This is a genomic window from Microbacterium sp. NPDC055357 (genome assembly GCF_053644835.1).
Map to the genome: position 1 here is coordinate 258120 of NZ_JBSHLZ010000002.1, position 18565 is coordinate 276684.

Here is an 18565-nt window from a genome sequence, read left to right on the forward strand (position 1 = left end):
CGGCGATCATGCGGCCACCCGCACTCGAGGATCGAGCGCCGCGTAGGCGAGGTCGGCGAGGAAGTTGAAGACGATCGCGGTGATCGCGATGACGAGGAAGTACCCCATGACGGGGTTGACGTCCACGCGCGTGATGCCCAGGACGAAGAGCGAGCCCATGCCGCTGATCGCGAAGACGCGTTCGGTGATGACCGCGCCGCCGAGCAGGGCGCCGACGTCGGTTGCGATGAGCGTCACGATGGGGATGAGCATGTTGCGCAGGGCGTGCCGCATGACGACCGTGCGCTCGGGCAGGCCCTTGGCGCGCGCCGTGCGGATGTAGTCCTGGTTCATCACCTCGAGCAGGCCCGCGCGGGCGTACCGCGTGTAGCCGGCGAACGAGATCAGCAGCAGGGCGACGGTCGGCAGCAGCAGGTGGGTGAAGCTGTCGATGCCCGTGAGCCACACGTCGCCGTTGAAGCCGGGGGTGCTGGCGCCCACGGTGGCGATGGGGCGGTTGTTGATCCGCGGGTTGGCCATGTACTCGGGCCAGGACTGCATGTACCGGTCGAGCACGACGAAGCCGCTCGACACGAAGGCGACGATGCCTCCGATGCGCGCCGCCATCCCGCGGTCGGGTCCGCCCAGCAGGAGCCCCGATCCGATGCCGACGGCGATCGCCACGAGCCCGAGGATGATGAGGGTGCCGAGCGTCGACACGTTGAACAGGCCCTGCAGGGCGAAGTAGCAGACGTAGGCGATCGCGCCGTTGAGGGCGGCGATCATGAGGGCGCGGCGGTTCTCGAGCCCCGCCAACAGCGCCGTGGTCAGCACGACGGTCCCCCCGATGAGGAGGAAGAGGCCGACGGGGCCGAGTCCGGGCTGGCGGAACCAGTCGACGATGTCGAAGTAGATGAGAAGAGCCGCCGTCACGCCGCCCGAGGCGACGGCGACGACGAGGCGCCGGCGAACCGGGCCGCCGATCATCGCCTGCCAGACGATGGCGCTGACGACCGCGACGAGCGCGATCACCCAGGCGGGGATGGTCGTGGCCGATTGCAGGAAGTCGTTGAACCCGATCGCGAGGAATTCCTTCAACAGCACCGCGATGAGGAACGAGGGCAGCGAATACAGGAAGAAGCTCAGCAGGGTGACGCTGAAGTCGAAGCCGCTGTACTGGCGAAGCGCGGTGACGATACCGACCGCGACGCCGAGCACGATGGCGATGAGGAACGCAGCGGTCACGAGCTGCAGCGTCGAGGCCATCGCCGGCGGCAGGATGTCGGTGACGGCGGCGTTGGAGATCGTGAGGCCGAGGTCGCACGTGCCGACGAACGGGACGAGGCACTGGGCCGCTCCGCCGAGCCACAGGAAGTAGCGCAGCACGGGAGGCACATCCAGGTCGAGCGCGTTGATCCGCGCCGCGATGAGCTGATCCCGGTTCGGCGCGTTGCTTCCCTCGAGGTCCTGCAGCGGGTTGCCGGAGTTCGCCGCGAGCACGTACATCAGGAAGGATGCCGCGAGCAGTACCAGGATCGAGACGGCGATGCGTCTGAGGACGAATCCCACCATGGGGTATCCGGTCTCCTTCGATCGGGTCGAGGCGAGCGCCTCGACGGACTGATTCCCGAACGACAGGCAGGAGGCGCCGGAGCCGTAGAAGACTCCGGCGCCTCACTGCCCGCCACACGGGTGTCATGCCCGGGGCATCAGCCCGCGAGCGTCCACTCCTGCGCATTCCAGACGATACCCGTCTGACCGCCGAAGTGCTCGATACCGGTGACCGAGCCGTTGTCGGCGAACAGACCCGGCAGCTGGAAGAGCGGCAGACCGAAGAAGTCGGCCGCGGTGTGCGCGTCGATCTCGATCTTGATCTCGGTCAGGCGCTCGGGGTCGAGCGTGACCTGGCTCTCGTCGGCCAGGGCGTTGACCTCGGCGTTGTTGTAGTTGTTGTAGTTGCCGCCGCCGCCGTTCTTGAAGATCTGCGGGAGCGCCGCGTTGCCGGCACCCGGCGAGATCCAGCCGAAGATCGACGCGTCGTAGCTGCCGCTGCCCAGGAGCGAGCTCCAGTCGGGCGAACCGGCGTCCTCGATCACGAAGCCCGCCTCCTGCGCCGACTGCTGGATGGCGCGGAAGCTGTCGACACGGTTCGGGTTGTTCGTGTTGTAGAGGATGCGGACGGTCGGGGTCGCACCGGCGAGCAGCTCGCGAGCGCCCTCGATGTCCGGCTCGTCATAGGCGTCGTAACCGCTCGCGGCGACGGCGTCGGGGTAGGCGGCATCCGTCGGCAGGAAGATCTGCGAGTTGAGCACACCGGCGTCGGGGTTGACGGGGGTGATGATCGACTCGAGGATCTGCTGGCGCGGGATCGTCTTCATGAACGCCTCGCGCACGTTCGCCTCGGCGAACACACCCGTGAAGTTCAGGTCGAGGTGGTCGTACGACAGCTGGTCGCCCGCGTGGATCGTGGCACCGGCGTTGTCCAGCGCCGTCAGCGTGTCAGCCGACGCCTGCGGGTAGATCGCGTTGACCTCACCGTTCTGCAGGGCCGTGACCTGGGCGTTCGAGTCGCCGATGAAGCGCATGATGAGCTGGTCGTACGAGGGCGACAGGTCACCGGTGTACTCCGGGTTCTTCTCGAGCGTGATGCTCGACTCCGGGACGAAGTCGGTCACGATGAACGGTCCGCTGCCGACGAGGAGGCTCTCGTCGGTCGGCATCGCCGTGACGTCGTAGCCGGTGTTCCAGAAGTCGGCGGCCGCCTTCAGGACGGGGTTCGCCTCGACGGGAGCGTCGACGTCGCCCTCGGGCATCTCTTCGATCGTCGAGATGAACTCCTCGAGCGACACTCCGGCCTTCTCGGCGAGCACGTGCGCGGGCTTGCCGATCGGGTTGACCAGCTCCCAGTCCACGTACGGGGTGTCGTAGGTGATCGTCATCGAGAGGTTGTCGTCGCTGATCTCGGGGAACGACGTCGTGTCCAGGCCCGCCGTGCTGCCGGCGAGCGAGAAGTACTGGGTGCCGCCGTTGGTGACATCGCCCGTCGCGGGGTCGATGATGGCGTCGTTGAAGTAACCCGAGTTGATCGCCCAGTTCACGAGCATGTCGTCGGCGGTGATGTCCTCGCCGTCCGACCACTTGAGGCCCTCGTTGAGGGTGTACTGCACCGTCAGCGGGTCTTCCGAGACCTGCTCGTAGGTGCCGAAGTCCTCGTTCTTGATCAGGGTGTAGTCCTGGTCCAGACGGACGAAGCCGCCGAGGCCGAGGCCTCCGCTGACGCCCGTCAGGTAACCGACCATGCCGTTCGTGTCGAGGTTCGCCTCGGGGGTGTCGCCGTTGAACGACGTGAAGGCGTTGGTGGTCGCGATCGTGATCGTGCCACCCTGCGTCTCGGGAGTCTCTTCATCGTTGCCACCGCCGTCGGTGGTGCAGCCGGCGAGCGCGAGAGCCGCAACCGCGACCACGCCCCCGACCACCACGGCGCGAGAGCGCCGGATCTGGATAGTCACATTTCCTCCTGTGCAAGGTTGAGTGCCCGGTATGTGCTACCCGGACACGACACGGACACCGTAAGCACGCGCCGATGACGGCGCAAAACACCTGTGCAAACCGTTACAGATCCTTAACTCGGCGTGACCGCGGTGTGACATTCTTGACAAGATGCGCTCCCATCGCCCCGCCGAGATCCTCGCCCCAGGAGCGCAGCGGACGCGTACGAAATGGGAGATCGGGCTCGTCCTCGCCGTCACGGTCGGGCAGTCGGCCGTGTACTCGGTCATCGCCCTCGTCCGGGCGCTGCTCCGCCCGGCGCCGATCGGCGATCAGCAGACTCAGCTGAACCCGCCGCGCGATGACGCCGCGATCTGGGACGCCGTCTACCAGCTGCTGTCGGTGTTCTTCGGTCTGTGCCTCGTGGCGCTCGTCGTCTTCCTGCTGTGGGAACCCGGGACGAATGCGCTGCGGCGCATCGGGCTCGACTTCCGGCGCTTCGGCGGCGACCTCGGTCGCGGCATCCTGCTCGCCGCCGTCATCGGCGTGCCCGGCCTCGGGCTCTATGCGGCCGGACGCGCGCTCGGCATCACGGTGCAGGTGCAGGCATCGCCGCTCGACGCGGCGTGGTGGGCGGTGCCGCTGCTCGTGCTCGCGGCGCTGCGGGCAGGGCTGACCGAAGAGGTCATCTTCGTCGCCTACCTGTTCGACCGGCTCCGGCGCCTGGGGTGGGGGTGGTGGACGATCATCCTCTCGACCGCGGCGCTGCGGGCCGCTTACCACGCCTATCAGGGCTTCGGTGCGATCATCGGAAACTTCGTCATGGGCGTCGTGTTCGGCTGGTGCTACCGCCGATGGGGTCGCGTCATGCCCCTCGTCATCGCCCACACCGTCATCGACGTCGTCGCCTTCGTCGGCTACCCCCTCGCCGTCGTGCTCTGGCCGGCGCTCTTCGCCCCGCTTCCCTGACCCCCGCTTCTCCCGCGAGACTGCAACGGCGCGCCGAAACAGCGGGGTTCACCCACGGTCTCGGCGCGCCGTTGCAGTCTCGCCGGTAGGGGGCGGATGCTGCGGGGTGGGCGGGTGCGCCGGTTCCTCCCCAGGGCGGGCGTGACGTCGCGCGTCCACGGATCGCACCGTCGAGCACCGTGGGCCGAGCGCGGGCGCCCACAGTCTGTGCATGGTGTTCACGTCGACTCTCGCTCGGGGGCGCGCCGCGCTCGCGCCGAGCCCCATCGCGCTGCTGCGTTCGTCCGAGTTCGCTCATCCCGAGCGGCAGGTCGCCTCGGGCGACCTCGTGCGGGTGCGCCGCGGCATCCTGGCACCGGGGCCGCAGTGGCACGCGCTTGCGCCCTGGCAGCGGTATCTCGCCCGCGTGCACGCCGTCATGCTGACCCACCCCGGCGTCGTACTCTGCCTCGAGTCCGCGGCGGCGGCGCAGGGGCTCCCGGTCTTCGGGGACCCGGGCACCGTGCACATCCTCGCCGGCGGTCACGGAACGTCGCGGATGGGCGGCGGCGTGCGAGTGCACACGACGGCGGGCGACCGGGCGATCGACGATCTGGGCGGAGCATTCGTCACGACGGCGATCGACACCGTGGTCGACCTCGCACGCCTGCGACACGGTGCCGTGGGCCTCGCGGTGGCGGATGCTGCGCTCCGCGCCGACCCGTCGGTCACGGTCGAGATGCTCGTGGCGGCGAACGAGGCCCGGCCCAGCAGCCGCGGACGACGCGCCGCGCGATGGCCCCTGCACCGCCCGGCGCCGCTCGCCGAGACGCCGCTCGAGTCGGTCAGCCGCGCCGTCGTGGAGTGGCTCGGGTTCGAGGAGCCCGAGCTGCAGCGCGAGTTCCGCACCGATGACGTCGTGGACCGCTGCGACATGTGGTGGCCGCGCGCGCATCATCGGCGAGGCCGACGGCGAGGTGAAATACGACGGGTCGCTGCAGAACCCCGCGACGGCGATCCGCAACGAGAAGAGCCGCGATCGTCGCCTGCTGACCCACGCGGCGAGGATCGCGCACTGGGGGTGGCCCGACGCGGTGCACGTCGATCCGCTGCGCACGACGTTGCGCGCCGCCGGGCTGAGGCCGATCCGGCCGGAGTCGTCGCCCGAGCTCTACGCCCTGCGGGCGGCGGTGCGTGCGCCGCATCCCTCCCGCGCCTCCGGCTGAGCCGGGCGCGGCACCCGCGCCGCATCACGGCCGCCCGCACCTCACCCGCGAGACTGCATCCGGGCGCCGAGACTGCGGGTGAACCCCACGGTCTCGGCCTCCCGTTGCAGTCTCGCGGTCAAGGGGGTGTCAGGCGAAGGCCTCGATCGGCGGGCACGCGCACACGAGGTTGCGGTCGCCGTACGCCTGGTCGATGCGGCGCACGGGCGGCCAGTACTTCGCGCGCACGAGCGAGCGCACGGGGTACACCGCCTCGGCCCGGGTGTACGGGTGCGTCCACTCCCCCTCGATCGCCGCCGCCGCCGTGTGCGGCGCGTTCACGAGCGGGTTGTCGTCGGCCGGCCACCGACCCGCGGCGACCGCGTCGGCCTCGGCCTTGATCGCGATCATGGCCTCGATGAACCGCTCGATCTCGGCGAGGTCCTCGGACTCCGTCGGCTCGACCATGAGCGTTCCCGCGACGGGGAACGACATCGTCGGCGCGTGGAAGCCGTAGTCGATCAGCCGCTTGGCGACATCGTCGACCGTGATCCCCGTCGCGTCGCGGAGCGGGCGCAGATCGAGGATGCACTCGTGCGCGACGAGCCCGGCCTCGCCCGTGTACAGCACAGGGAAGTGGTCCCGCAGCCGCGCGGCGATGTAGTTCGCCGACAGCACGGCCGTCGCCGTCGCCTCGCGCAGCCCCGCCGCGCCCATCATGCGCACGTAGGCCCACGAGATCGCGAAGATGCTGGCCGAACCCTGGGGAGCCGCCGAGATCGGACCGCCGTCGAAGACGAACCCTCCCGCGTGATCCTTGCGCTGCGAGAACGGATGCGACGGCAGATACGGCGCGAGATGCGCCTTCGCCGCGACCGGTCCGACACCGGGGCCTCCCCCGCCGTGCGGGATCGCGAACGTCTTGTGCAGGTTGAGGTGCGAGACGTCACCGCCGAGGTCGCCGAACCGCGCGAACCCGAGCAGGGCGTTGAGGTTCGCGCCGTCGACGTAGACCTGCCCGCCCGCATCGTGCACGGCCTGCGTGATCTCGAGCACGTCGTGCTCGTACACGCCGTGCGTCGAGGGGTAGGTGATCATGAGCGCCGAGAGCTCGTCGGCGTGCGCCGCGATCTTGGCGCGCAGGTCGTCGAGGTCGACGTTGCCGGCCTCGTCGCACGCGACGACGACGACCTTCATGCCGGCCAGGACCGCGGATGCCGCGTTGGTGCCGTGCGCCGACGAAGGGATGAGGCACACCGTGCGCGCGGCCTCGCCGTTCGCACGGTGATATGCCCGGATCGCCATGAGTCCGGCGAGCTCGCCCTGCGAGCCCGCGTTGGGCTGCAGCGAGACGGCGTCGTACCCCGTCACTTCGGCCAGCCACGTCTCGAGCTGCTCGATGAGCGCGAGATAGCCGCGCACGTCGGCTTCGGGAGAGAACGGATGCACCCGCGCGAACTCCGGCCACGTGATCGCGGTCATCTCGGTCGCGGCGTTGAGCTTCATGGTGCACGACCCGAGCGGGATCATGCCGCGGTCCAGCGCATAGTCGCGGTCGGCGAGCAGCTTGAGGTAGCGCATCATGGCGGTCTCGGAGCGGTGGGACGAGAAGACCGGGTGCGTCAGGTACTCGTCGTCGCGCCGCAGCGACGCCGGCACGCCCGCGAGCGGCGTCGCGTCGGCGAACGGCACGGCACGCTCGCCCTGGTCGCCGCCGCCGAGGAACTCGCCCTCGGGGAGCCCGAACGCCCACGCCACGGCGGCGAGGTCTTCGTCGGTCGTCGTCTCGTCCACCGAGATGCCCACGGTCGCGTCATCCGCCCAGAACAGCTGATAGCCGCGTTCGCGCGCGCGATCGATGACGCGGCGCGACGGCCCCGGCGTGACGACGCGGAGCGTGTCGAAGAACGAGTCCGACCGCACCGAGAGGCCGTACGAGCGCAGCCGTTCGGCGAGCGCCTCGGCCTTCTTCGCGACGTCGGTCGCGATCGCCTTCAGTCCGTCGGCACCGTGGTACACGGCGTACATCGCCGCCATGACGGCCAGCAGCACCTGCGCCGTGCAGATGTTGGAGGTCGCCTTCTCGCGGCGGATGTGCTGTTCACGCGTCTGCAGCGACAGGCGGTACGCGGGCTGACCCGCGGCATCCACCGACACGCCGACGAGTCGCCCGGGCAACTGGCGCTCGAGCCCCGACCGCACGGCCATGTAGCCCGCGTGGGGGCCGCCGAAGCCGAGCGGCACGCCGAAGCGCTGCGTCGTGCCGACGGCGACATCGGCGCCGAGCGACCCCGGCGAGCGCAGCAGCGTGAGCGCGAGCAGGTCGGCCGCCGCGACGACGAGTCCTCCGGCGACATGCGCCGCGTCGATGACTCCCGACGGGTCCCACACGCGACCGGATGCACCGGGGTACTGCACGAACACGCCGAAGAGGTCGTCGGGCAGCGTCGCGCCGTCGGCGAGGGCGAGCTCGACGAGCTCGACACCGACGGCGTCGGCCCGCGAGCGCAGGAGCGCCCTGGTCTGCGGCAGCGCGTCGGCGTCGACGACGAAGACGTTCGAGCGCGACTTCGACGCGCGTCGGGCGAGCAGCATCCCCTCGACGACGGCGGTCGACTCGTCGAGCATCGACGCGTTCGCCGTCGCGAGACCCGTGAGATCGGTGACCATGGTCTGGAAGTTGATGAGCGCTTCGAGCCGGCCCTGTGAGATCTCGGGCTGATACGGCGTGTACGCGGTGTACCACGACGGATTCTCGAGCACGTTGCGCGTGATGACCGACGGCGTGAAGGTGTCGTAGTAGCCGAGACCGATCATGGGGCGCGCGGAACGATTCTGCGACGCGAGGACCCGCAGTTCGGCAAGCGCCTCGGCCTCGGTCGCCGCCGCCGGGATGTCGCTCGTCTCGCGCGGGGAGACGTGAATGGATGCCGGGACGGCGGTCTGCACGAGAGCGTCGAGCGAGTCGTACCCGAGCTCGTAGAGCATGGCGCGCTGCGCCGCGGCATCCGTTCCGATGTGCCTCGCCGCGAACTGGCCCGTCACGCGTCGCCGCCGGTGAGGGCGACGTAGGCGTCGCGGTCGAGGAGCCCCTCGGCCGCCGTCGCGTCGACGCGGATCTTGAGCAGCCACGCCGCACCGTACGGGTCGGAGTTGACCAGCGACGGGTCGTCGATGACGGCCTGGTTGACCTCGACGACCTCGCCGGTGAGCGGAGCGTAGAGCTCGCCGACGGACTTCGTCGACTCGATCTCGCCGACGATCGTGCCCGCCTCGACGGCGGATCCCGCGTCGGGAAGCTCGACGAAGACGACGTCGCCGAGCTTCTCGGCGGCGTAGTCGGTGATGCCGACCGTCGCGATGACGGCATCAGCCGGCACCTGCCCTGAGCCTGTCGAAGGGTCCGCGAAGGCGATCCACTCGTGTTCGGCGGTGTACTGAAGACTGTTGATGTCGGTCACGGGTTTCTCCGATAGAAGGGCATGGCGGTGACGGTCGCGGGGATGCGGGTTCCGCGCACGTCGATGGACAGTTCGGTTCCGGGCTCGCTCGCGCCGGGCGAGACGTACGCCATCGCGATGGGGTGCCCGAGGGTCGGGCTGAGAGCACCCGAGGTGATCTCGCCGACGGGCGTGCCGTCGTGCAGCACGGCGTAGCCGGCGCGACCCGCGCGGCGACCTTCGGAAACGAGCCCGACGAGGACGGGTGCGCCCGAGGCGACGACGCTCTCGAGCGCCGCACGCCCGACGAAGTCGGCGGCCTTGGTCTTGAGCGGCACGACGCGGCCGAGGCCGGCCTGAGCCGGCACGATGTCGAGCGAGAGCTCATGGCCGTACAGCGGCATCCCCGCCTCGAGGCGCAGGGTGTCGCGCGCGGCCAGACCCGCCGGGACGAGACCGAGCGGCTCGCCCGCGGCCAGCAGCGCATCCCACAGGGCGCCGGCCTGCGACGCGGCGACGCTCAGCTCGAAGCCGTCTTCGCCCGTGTAGCCCGTGCGGCTGACGAGCACGGTGGCGCCGTCGAAGCGCATGCCCATCGCGGTGTAGTACGGCAGGGACTCCAGCGTGTGGCCCATCGCGACGGCGTCGTCGTGCTCGAGCCCGGCCGTCGCGCGGAGGATCTCCTGCGCGCGGGGCCCCTGCACGGCGATGAGCGCATCGTCGGTCTCGGCGATCTCGACGTCGAACCCTTCGCGCCGGTCCTGCAGCGCGGCGCGCACGGCGTCGCGGTTGCCCGCGTTGGCCACGAGCAGCAGCTCCTCGGGCGCGGTGCGCGTCACGATGAGATCGTCGACGATGCCGCCGGTCGGCGCGAGCACCATCGTGTACTTCGCCTTCGACAGGGCGAGCTTGCGGGGATCGAACGCGAGCGCGTAGGCGAGGAAGTCCTCGCGGTCGGCACCTGTCACACGGAACTGCGCCATGTGCGAGATGTCGAAGATCCCGGCGGCCGAGCGCACGGCGTGGTGCTCGGCGAGATCGGAGGTGTAGCGCACGGGCATCGACCACCCGCCGAAATCGGTGAAGGACGCACCGAGCGCCTCGTGGCGCTCGCGCAGCGGGGTCGAGCGTAGGTCGGACATGAGTTCTCCCGTCGAGCAGTCGGGTCGGACACCACGCGGCGTCCGGGGAACTCCCCCTCTGTCATAGGCCTGAGAGCTTCGCCGGCGAACCGGCTTTCTCCTTCGGCGGATGCGTGCTCACCAGCTCGCGCGCATCACTCTCCAGAGCGGCCGGACGTGGGCGGTACGCGGACCTGAGAGATTGGCGGGGAGGCTTGCTCCTTCGGTGCCCGCTCCGTCGCCGGATCGGGGCTCTCCCGCACACGTCATGCGGCCTGTCTTCAATTACTCCGCCAGCATAGCGGGCTCACCCGACACAGCGCCCCGACGAGACGGCGTCGGAGTAGCCGGGGGCCGCCTCGGCGACGGGGGTGAGCTCGGCCATCGTCATGGCGTAGCCGCGCGTGTCATCGCCCTCGGCGCGCGCGAACACGACACCGGCGACCTCGCCGCCGGCCGTGAGAAGCGGTCCGCCCGAGTTCCCCGGCCGCACGGTGGCCTGCAGCGCGTACACCTCGCGGGGAGTGAGCCCCTCGTCGTGGATGTCGGCGACCGGTACCGTGCCGACCGAGAGGACGCTCGCGGGGTTCGACGTGAAGGGTCCGCCGTGCGGGTATCCCTGCACGGCGCCCGCTGCCCCGGGCGCGAGCGTGGGCGAGCGCGGCAGTGGCGCCGCACCGAGGTCGTCGACGGCGATGACGGCGAGGTCGTCGACGGGGTCGAAGTACACGATCCTGCCCTCGCGCGCCGCCGCGCCGGGAAGCTCGACGATGGGCACATCGACACCCGCGACGACGTGCGCGTTGGTCACGACACGGTCGGGGGCGACGACGAAGCCGCTTCCTGTCGCGCTGAGACCGCACGAGTACGCGGTCCCCGAGACGCGGGCGACGGATGCCGCGGCCCGCTGCAGCGCCGGATCGTCGAGTGCGACCGGCGGTGCCGGCTGTGCGCCGCCCGGACCGAGCAGATCGCCCAGACGCGGAAGCCCGTCGTCGAGCACGGTCGAGCGAAGCTCCGCCAGCGCGGCGTCCACGGGCGCCGGGGTGAGCGCATCGAGCACCTGCAGCACGCGGGACGACGCGACGGCGGTCGAGATCCCCGGAATGCCGACGGCGGAGACGGCGGGCGCCACGAGCACGAGCGCGAGGGCCGCGACGACGACGCTCGCGATCCCCCCGAGGAACCGTTCGATGCCGCGCAGCTTGAGCCGGTCCGTGCCCGAGCGCAGCGCCGTGCCGATCACCGAGCCGATGAGCGTGCCCGCGACGAGAAGGCCCACGGCCGAGGCGAGCACGGCGACGCCGCGCCACGCCGACGAGGGCACCCACGCGCTCACGAGAGGCGTGAGCCAGAACGCGGCGATGCCGCCCGCGACGAGCCCCGCGAGCGTGCCGACGCTCGCGAAGAACCCGCGCCGGATGCCGCCGACGAGGGCGAGCACGAGCAGCACGACGAACAGGACATCGACGATGATCACGCGCGTCCCCCTCTCCGCGACAAGCGTAAGCACGTCGACCGACAAAACGCCGGTTTGCGTTGGCGTCGCCCGGACCCTACGATCGCTTGCGGGAGTTAGGGTCACGATGACACGAACACGAGCGACGGCGGATGCCGCGCCCTCGGGCGCCGCAGACGAGGCGACGCGCGTCGCCGTCTCGACCGTCATCTTCACGCTGCGCCGCGCGGCCGGCGCGGAGCACGCATCGCTCGCCCTGCCGCTGGTCCGCCGCACGCGCGACCCCTACGCGGGCCTGTGGGCGCTGCCCGGCGGCTGGCTCGACGTGACCGAGAGCCTCGATGCCGCGGCATCCCGCACTCTCGCGGAGACGACCGGCCTCGCGCCCAGCTATCTCGAGCAGCTCTACGCCTTCGGCGCCGTCGACCGCTCCCCCACGCGGGTCGTGTCGATCGTCTACTGGGCGCTGCTGCGCGCCGACGACGCCGCGACGGGACTCGTCGACCCCGCGGTGCACGACCCCGAGAACGTCGGCTGGTTCGATGCGTCATCCCTGCCGCCGCTCGCCTTCGACCACGGCGAGATCATCGACTACGCCCTGTGGCGCCTGCGCAACAAGGTCGGCTACAGCCGCATCGCGCACGGTCTGCTCGCCGACGAGTTCACGCTCGCCGAGCTGCGCGCCGTGTACGAGTCGATCCTCGGCCGGCACCTGGATCCGGCGAACTTCCGTCGGCAGGTCGAGAACTCCGGCACCCTCATCCCGACGGACCGCTTCCGCACGGGCAGCCACCGACCCGCACGGCTGTACCGCTACAACCAGAACGTCGAGCTCACCGACCGCGGTCCGCTCGGCGCTCGCGACTGACCCGACCCGAACGGAGCACCCGGCATGCCCGCCGTCAACATCACCCTGCAGCCGCGTCGGCAGCTCGACGCATCGGTCGACCACCTGATCCAGGACATCGTCTCGGGCGCATCGGCCGACGAGACCTGCAGCACGGATCTCGCGGCAGGCCCGTGGGACTTCGACGCGCGACCCGGCTACGGTCCGGGCTCGTCGATGGGCGACGTCATCCCGACGGGAGCGCCGCGCCAGGGCGAGCTGCCCCGCGCGTACCGCGAGGCATCCGACGACGAGCTGCACGCCCGCATCGTCGCGGCGAAGCAGACGCTCGGCGACCGCGTCGTGGTGCTCGGCCACTTCTACCAGCGTGAAGAGGTCGTGCGTCACGCCGACTACGTGGGCGACTCGTTCCAGCTCGCGAACGCGGCGCTCGAGCATCCCGATGCGGACGCGATCGTCTTCTGCGGCGTGCACTTCATGGCCGAGACCGCCGACCTGCTGTCCCGCCCCGAGCAGGCGGTCATCCTGCCGAACCTCGCGGCCGGGTGCTCGATGGCCGACATGGCCGACATCGACCAGGTCGAGGAGTGCTGGGAGCAGCTCGAAGACGTCTACGGCGACCTCGCCGCCGTGGATGCCGACGGCCGCGTGCCCGTCATCCCCGTCACCTATATGAACTCCTCGGCCGCGATCAAGGGCTTCGTGGGGCGGCACGGCGGCATCGTGTGCACGTCGTCGAACGCGCACACGGTGCTCGAATGGGCCTTCGCGCGCGGGCGCCGCGTGCTGTTCTTCCCCGACCAGCACTTGGGGCGCAACACCGCGAAGGCGATGGGCGTGCCGCTCGAGCAGATGCCGCTGTGGAATCCGCGCCGACCTCTGGGCGGTGCATCCGTGGCCGAGCTCGAAGACGCGCGCGTCATCCTGTGGCACGGGTTCTGCTCGGTGCACCGCCGGTTCTCGGTCGAGCAGATCGACAAGGCGCGTGCCGAGCATCCCGGCGTGCGCGTCATCGTGCACCCCGAATGCCCCATGGAGGTCGTCGACGCCGCCGACGAGTCGGGGTCGACCGACTACATCCGTCGCGCGATCGAGGCGGCGACCGAGCCCACGACGTTCGCGATCGGCACGGAGGTGAACCTCGTCCAGCGCCTCGCGGCGGCGAACCCGCAGCACGAGATCTTCTGCCTCGACCCCGTCGTGTGCCCCTGCTCGACGATGTACCGCATCCACCCCGGGTACCTCGCCTGGGTGCTCGAGGGGCTCGTCGCCGGCGAGGTGGTCAACCGGATCACCGTTCCCGCGGACGTCGCCGATCCTGCTCGCGTCTCGCTCGAGCGGATGCTGGCGGCCAAGCCCCCGGCTCGATGACTCCGCCGCCCGGCTCCCCCGCTCCCACGCCCGCCTCGGCGGGGCGGCCACCCGCCTCGGCGGCGCCACCACCCGCCTCCGTGAGCCTCCACCCGGCCCCTGAGCCTGCCGAAGGGTCGCCGCACATCGTCGTCGTCGGCAGCGGCATCGCCGGGCTCACGACGGCGATCCGCGCGACAGACCGCGGGTGCCGGGTCACCCTCGTGACGAAGGACGAGCTCGAGCACGCCAACACGCGCTTCGCGCAGGGCGGCATCGCGGGGGTCATGTTCGGCGACGACCGCATCGACGACCACATCGCCGACACCCTCACGGCCGGAGCCGGGCTGTGCGATCCCCTCGCTGTGCGTGTGCTCGCCGAAGAGGGACCGGCGCGCATCCGTGACCTGGTCGCGGCCGGTGTCGCCTTCGACCGGGGCGCGGACGGCGGCTTCGTGAAGGGGCTCGAGGCCGCGCACTCCTACCCGCGCATCCTGCACGCCGGCGGCGATGCGACGGGGACCGCGATCGAGTCCGCGCTCGTGATGCAGGTGCGCGCGGGCGGTATCCGCGTCGTCGAGCACGCCTTCCTCGTCGACCTCGTCGTGCACGACGGTCGCACGACAGGGGTCGAGCTGCTCGCGGGCGGCGCCTCGACGGGGGCTCCGCGGCGCGAGGTCGTCGCGGCGGATGCGGTCGTGCTCGCGACGGGCGGTGCCGGCCGACTCTATGCGCACACGACCAATCCGTCGGTGGCGACAGGCGACGGCATCGCCGCGGCGCTGCGGGCCGGTGCGCGGATCGACGATCTGGAGTTCTTCCAGTTCCACCCGACCGTCGTCGGCGGCGCAGACGCCTTCCTGATCTCCGAGGCCGTGCGCGGCGAAGGCGCGACGCTCATCGACGAGGAGGACCGGCGGTTCACGTTCGATGCGCACCCCGACGGCGAGCTCGCGCCGCGCGACGTCGTCGCCCGGGCGATCGCGCGCCGGATGGAGCGGCAGCACGGGCGGCCCGTCCGCCTGGATGCCACGCACCTCCACTCCGACGATGCCGACGAGCGTGCGGCGTTCCTCGCCCGGCGCTTTCCGACGATCGACGCCGCACTGCGCGCGCGGGGCTTCGACTGGGCACGCACGCCTGTTCCCGTCACCCCCGCAGCCCACTACCTGATGGGCGGTGTCACGACCGACCTCGACGGCCGCACCACGGTTCCCGGCCTCTATGCCGTGGGCGAGGTCGCCCGCACGGGAGCCCACGGGGCGAACCGTCTCGCTTCGAACTCGCTGCTCGAAGGCGCCGTCTTCGGCGCCCGCGTCGCCGACGTCGTGGCCACCGACGCGGCATCCGGCTCCTGGCCTCGCTCCCGCCGCTTCGTGCCCCCCTCTCCCGTCGCTCCCCGGCGGCGTTCCGCGGGGCCCCACCCCGACCGCCCGCACGGCGCGCCCGGCGAGCCACCCGCCGCCCAGCCGTTCTCGCGCGAGGCGCTGCAGCGACTCATGTGGGAGTACGCCGGACTCGTGCGCGACGCCGACGGCCTCGAGCACGCGGCGGGCGTCCTCGCGAGCTGGCGCGACGAACGCCGCACGCCGGGATGCATCGCCGAGTTCGAGGACGAGAACCTGCTCGTCGTCGCCTCGGCGCTCGTCGACGCGGCCCTCGCGCGGCGCGGATCGGTCGGCGCGCACTTCCGCGCCGACGGCGGTGCGCCCGTTCCCGCGCGGTCCCGAGCCGTGCTCCCGACAGCCCGTTCGACCACCCCCGTGCACCCGATCCGCACGCACCAGCCCGAGGAGGCCGTCCCGTGTTGAGCCCCGCCACGATCGACCGTGTCGTCGCCGCAGCGCTCGAGGAGGATGCGCCGTGGGGCGACCTCACGAGCCAGACCCTCATCGCGTCGACCGCGACGGCGCACGCCGACCTGGTCGCCCGCGAAGCCGGCGTCTTCAGCGGCGGAGCGGTGGTCGCCGCGGCGTTCCGGCTGACCGATCCCCGCATCGGGGTCGAGCTCGTCGTCGAGGACGGCGCGTGGTTCGAGCCCGGCACCGTGCTCGCGACCGTGACGGGCCCCGCTCGCGGCGTGCTCCAGGCCGAGCGCATCGGTCTCAACTTCGCGCAGCGCATGTCGGGTGTCGCGACCCTGACGGGCCGCTACGTCGCCGAGGTCGCGCACACGGGTGTGCGCATCGCCGACACCCGCAAGACGACGCCGGGGCTGCGTGCCTTCGAGCGCAAAGCCGTGCGCGACGGCGGCGGCCGCAACCACCGCCATTCGCTCTCGGACGCCGTCATGGCCAAGGACAACCACCTCGCCGTGCTGGGCGGGTCCGTCACCGATGCGCTGCGCGCAGCGAAGGACCTGCTCCCCCACACGACGCACATCGAGGTCGAGGTCGATCGTCTCGACCAGATCGAGCCCGTGCTGGCCGCGGGAATCGGCACGATCATGCTCGACAACTTCTCGCTCGACGACCTGCGCGCGGGGGTCGCGCTCGTCGCGGGTCGCGCGACGGTCGAGGCGTCGGGCGGTGTCGACCTCGGCACGGTGCGCGCGATCGCCGAGACCGGCGTCGACGTCATCTCGGTGGGCGCCCTCACCCACTCGGCCCGTGCGCTCGACCTCGGCCTGGACGTGCGCATCGAGGCGCCGTGACGATGCGCTATCTCGACAATGCCGCGACGACGCCCGTGCGCCGCGAAGTGCTCGAGGCGATGATGCCGTTCCTCACGCACGGGTACGGCAACCCGTCGAGTCACCACACGATCGGCGAAGCCGCCGCCGACGCTCTCACCGACGCTCGCCGGCGGGTCGCGCGCGTGCTCGGGATGCGGGCATCCGACATCGTCTTCACGTCGGGCGGCACCGAGGCGAACAATCTCGCCGTCAAGGGCATCGCCCTCGCGGCCGCGGGCAAGCGGCACATCGTGACGACGGCCATCGAGCACGAGTCGGTCCTCGAGGCGGTCCGCTATCTCGAGCGTCTGCACGGCTTCGAGACGACCTTCGTCGCGGTCGACGACACGGGCCTCGTCGCTCCCGACGCGCTCGCCGCGGTCCTCCGCGACGACACGGCGCTCGTCTCGGTGGGCTACGCCAACAACGAGGTCGGCACGATCCAGGATGCCGCGGCCCTGGCCGCCGTCGCGCACGCGCGCGGCATCCCGTTCCATCTCGACGCCGTCCAGGCGGCCGGCTGGCTGCCGCTGGCCGGCACGGGTGCCGACGCCCTGTCGATCGCGGGGCACAAGCTCGGCGCACCGAAGGGCACCGGCGCGCTCGCCGTGCGCGGACGGATCCCGCTCGAGCCGCTGCTGCACGGCGGGGGGCAGGAGCGCGGCCGCCGCAGCGGCACGCCGGACGTCGCGGGCGCCGTCGGCCTCGCGACGGCGCTGGAGCTGGCCGAGAACGGACGGGCAGAAGCGGCCGCACGCGTGCGGGCGCTGTGCGATGCGTTCGTCGCGGGGGTGCTCGGGAGCGTTCCGTCGGCGCGCCTCACGGGGCACCCCGTCCGGCGGCTGCCCGGCACGGCGAGCTTCACGTTCGCCGGAACGAGCGGCGAGGCGGTCCTCCTCGAGCTCGAACGACGCGGCATGGTGAGCTCGAGCGGCTCCGCGTGCGCGGCGGGCAGCGACGAGGCATCCCACGTCCTCGTCGCCCTCGGCGTCTCGCCAGAGGTCGCCCATACGGCGGTGCGCGTCACGCTCCCGCACGACGCGCGGCTCGATCCCGGCGAACTGGCAGCCGACGTCGCCGCGTCCGTGGCGGCGGTAGCATCGGGCGGGTGAGTCCCGCCGTCACGGTCATCGTCCCCGGCTTCGACGTCGCACCCTACGCGGCCGAGGCGATCGACTCGCTCAGGGACCAGACCCGCGTCGACTGGACGGCCGTGCTCGTCGACGACGGCTCCACCGACGAGACGGGTGCGATCTTCGACGCGGCCGAGGCGATCGACTCGCGCTTGCACGTCGTGCATCACCGCGAGCGGTCGGGCCTGGGCGCAGCCCGAAACACGGGCCTCGCGCTCGTGCGGACACCGTTCGTCGGCTTCCTCGACGCGGACGACGTCATGATGCCGGATGCCCTCGACCGCCTCGTCGGCACGCTCGAGCGCACGGGCAGCGACCTCGTCGCGGGCGCGTACGTGCGGCTGCGGCCGGACGGGGCGGGAGGCTATGCGCCCGGACCCGTGCAGCCGTGGGTCGCCGCCGCGACCGACCCCGCGCGCGACGGCACGAGCCTGGCCGCACACCCCGAGGCATCCGGCAACATCGTGGCCTGGTCCAAGATCACGCGTGCCGACATGTGGCGGGATCTGCGGTTCCCCGTCGATCGGGCGTACGAGGACCAGATCGTCGCACAGCTGCTCTACACGCGTGCGCGGGCGTTCGATGTCATCCCCGACGTCGTCGTGCGCTGGCGTGAGCGCGCCGACGGCACCTCGATCACGCAGCGCACGCGTGCCCTGCCCGTGCTGCGCGACTATCTCGACGCGCTCGCGGCCGGCATCGACGTGCTGGATGCCGCGGGGCAGCCGGCGGCCGTCGCGGCACGCGTCGACCTCATCCTCGCGATGGACCTTCCGCCTCTCGTCCGCGTCGCCGACAGCCACCCCGACCCTGCGTACCGCGGCGAGCTCGCGGCGTTCGCGCGGCGGCTCGCCACCCGCACGACGGGCGTCCCCGACGAGCTCGCGCGTGTCCTGACCTGGTGAGCCGTCGGAGCCGCT

Annotated in this window: 14 protein-coding genes and 2 riboswitches; of the genes, 8 read left to right on the top strand and 6 right to left on the bottom strand. The window is 71.4% G+C overall.

The annotated features are described in order from the left end of the window. Positions 1-6: 6 nt before the first annotated feature. Both ACWICD_RS04430 and ACWICD_RS04435 read right to left on the bottom strand, forming a co-directional pair. Positions 7-1551 (bottom strand): ABC transporter permease, encoded by a 1545-nt coding sequence (locus ACWICD_RS04430; protein ID WP_376128318.1) that lies wholly within the window; start codon positions 1549-1551, stop codon positions 7-9. Between the two features lie 137 nt (positions 1552-1688). Continuing rightward, positions 1689-3488: an ABC transporter family substrate-binding protein gene (locus tag ACWICD_RS04435; protein WP_376128316.1), complete on the bottom strand. Its 1800-nt coding sequence runs from the start codon at positions 3486-3488 to the stop codon at positions 1689-1691. Between the two features lie 151 nt (positions 3489-3639). Between ACWICD_RS04435 and ACWICD_RS04440 the strand changes: the two genes are divergently transcribed. Then, entirely contained in the window at positions 3640-4437 is a 798-nt protein-coding gene (locus ACWICD_RS04440; protein ID WP_454139390.1) for a CPBP family intramembrane glutamic endopeptidase, read from the top strand. A gap of 890 nt (positions 4438-5327) precedes the next feature. Then, complete coding sequence (locus ACWICD_RS04445; protein ID WP_454139391.1) at positions 5328-5642, top strand: hypothetical protein; 315 nt, start codon at positions 5328-5330, stop codon at positions 5640-5642. A 129-nt stretch (positions 5643-5771) separates the two neighbouring features. Here the strand turns inward: ACWICD_RS04445 and gcvP are convergent, their stop codons facing one another. The 4 genes from gcvP to ACWICD_RS04465 all read right to left on the bottom strand — a co-directional run bounded on the left by gcvP (position 5772) and on the right by ACWICD_RS04465 (position 11662). After that, positions 5772-8609: an aminomethyl-transferring glycine dehydrogenase gene (gene gcvP / locus ACWICD_RS04450; RefSeq protein WP_454139514.1), complete on the bottom strand. Its 2838-nt coding sequence runs from the start codon at positions 8607-8609 to the stop codon at positions 5772-5774. Positions 8610-8662: 53 nt separating this feature from the next. Further along, positions 8663-9082, bottom strand: coding sequence for a glycine cleavage system protein GcvH (gene gcvH / locus ACWICD_RS04455; protein WP_454139392.1), 420 nt, complete (start codon positions 9080-9082; stop codon positions 8663-8665). Then, entirely contained in the window at positions 9079-10203 is a 1125-nt protein-coding gene (gene gcvT, locus ACWICD_RS04460; RefSeq protein ID WP_376127253.1) for a glycine cleavage system aminomethyltransferase GcvT, read from the bottom strand. The genes gcvH and gcvT overlap by 4 nt, the downstream gene beginning before the upstream one ends. A 48-nt stretch (positions 10204-10251) precedes the next feature. After that, positions 10252-10354: riboswitch (glycine riboswitch) on the bottom strand. Beyond that, positions 10355-10452, bottom strand: a riboswitch (glycine riboswitch). 37 nt (positions 10453-10489) lie between these two features. Continuing rightward, a complete protein-coding gene (locus ACWICD_RS04465) occupies positions 10490-11662 on the bottom strand; it encodes a MarP family serine protease (RefSeq protein WP_376127251.1) in 1173 nt (390 codons plus the stop codon). 106 nt (positions 11663-11768) lie between these two features. On the opposite strand from ACWICD_RS04465, the gene ACWICD_RS04470 reads away from it, so the two are divergent. The 6 genes from ACWICD_RS04470 to ACWICD_RS04495 all read left to right on the top strand — a co-directional run bounded on the left by ACWICD_RS04470 (position 11769) and on the right by ACWICD_RS04495 (position 18550). Then, complete coding sequence (locus ACWICD_RS04470) at positions 11769-12509, top strand: NUDIX hydrolase (RefSeq protein WP_376127249.1); 741 nt, start codon at positions 11769-11771, stop codon at positions 12507-12509. Positions 12510-12533: 24 nt separating this feature from the next. After that, a complete protein-coding gene (gene nadA / locus ACWICD_RS04475) occupies positions 12534-13859 on the top strand; it encodes a quinolinate synthase NadA (RefSeq protein WP_454139393.1) in 1326 nt (441 codons plus the stop codon). Between the two features lie 80 nt (positions 13860-13939). Beyond that, on the top strand, positions 13940-15649 hold the full coding sequence (nadB, locus tag ACWICD_RS04480; protein WP_454139394.1) for an L-aspartate oxidase: 1710 nt from the start codon (positions 13940-13942) through the stop codon (positions 15647-15649). Continuing rightward, positions 15643-16491: a carboxylating nicotinate-nucleotide diphosphorylase gene (nadC, locus tag ACWICD_RS04485; RefSeq protein ID WP_454139395.1), complete on the top strand. Its 849-nt coding sequence runs from the start codon at positions 15643-15645 to the stop codon at positions 16489-16491. Before nadB ends, nadC begins: the two co-directional genes overlap by 7 nt. 2 nt (positions 16492-16493) lie before the next feature. Next, positions 16494-17624: a cysteine desulfurase family protein gene (locus ACWICD_RS04490; RefSeq protein WP_454139515.1), complete on the top strand. Its 1131-nt coding sequence runs from the start codon at positions 16494-16496 to the stop codon at positions 17622-17624. Further along, positions 17621-18550 carry a glycosyltransferase family 2 protein gene (locus ACWICD_RS04495; RefSeq protein ID WP_376127242.1) on the top strand — a complete coding sequence of 310 codons (930 nt, stop codon included), beginning with the start codon at positions 17621-17623 and terminating at the stop codon, positions 18548-18550. Before ACWICD_RS04490 ends, ACWICD_RS04495 begins: the two co-directional genes overlap by 4 nt. The last annotated feature ends 15 nt before the right edge of the window (positions 18551-18565 follow it).

Bases quoted from the DNA above. Each gene is read 5' to 3' on its own strand.
- ACWICD_RS04440 (WP_454139390.1), top strand. From the start codon at position 3,640: ATGCGCTCCCATCGCCCCGCCGAGATCCTCGCCCCAGGAGCGCAGCGG.
- ACWICD_RS04430 (WP_376128318.1), bottom strand. From the start codon at position 1,551: ATGGTGGGATTCGTCCTCAGACGCATCGCCGTCTCGATCCTGGTACTG.
- ACWICD_RS04470 (WP_376127249.1), top strand. From the start codon at position 11,769: ATGACACGAACACGAGCGACGGCGGATGCCGCGCCCTCGGGCGCCGCA.
- gcvT (WP_376127253.1), bottom strand. From the start codon at position 10,203: ATGTCCGACCTACGCTCGACCCCGCTGCGCGAGCGCCACGAGGCGCTC.
- nadA (WP_454139393.1), top strand. From the start codon at position 12,534: ATGCCCGCCGTCAACATCACCCTGCAGCCGCGTCGGCAGCTCGACGCA.
- ACWICD_RS04490 (WP_454139515.1), top strand. From the start codon at position 16,494: ATGCGCTATCTCGACAATGCCGCGACGACGCCCGTGCGCCGCGAAGTG.
- gcvP (WP_454139514.1), bottom strand. From the start codon at position 8,609: ATGCTCTACGAGCTCGGGTACGACTCGCTCGACGCTCTCGTGCAGACC.
- ACWICD_RS04445 (WP_454139391.1), top strand. From the start codon at position 5,328: ATGACGTCGTGGACCGCTGCGACATGTGGTGGCCGCGCGCGCATCATC.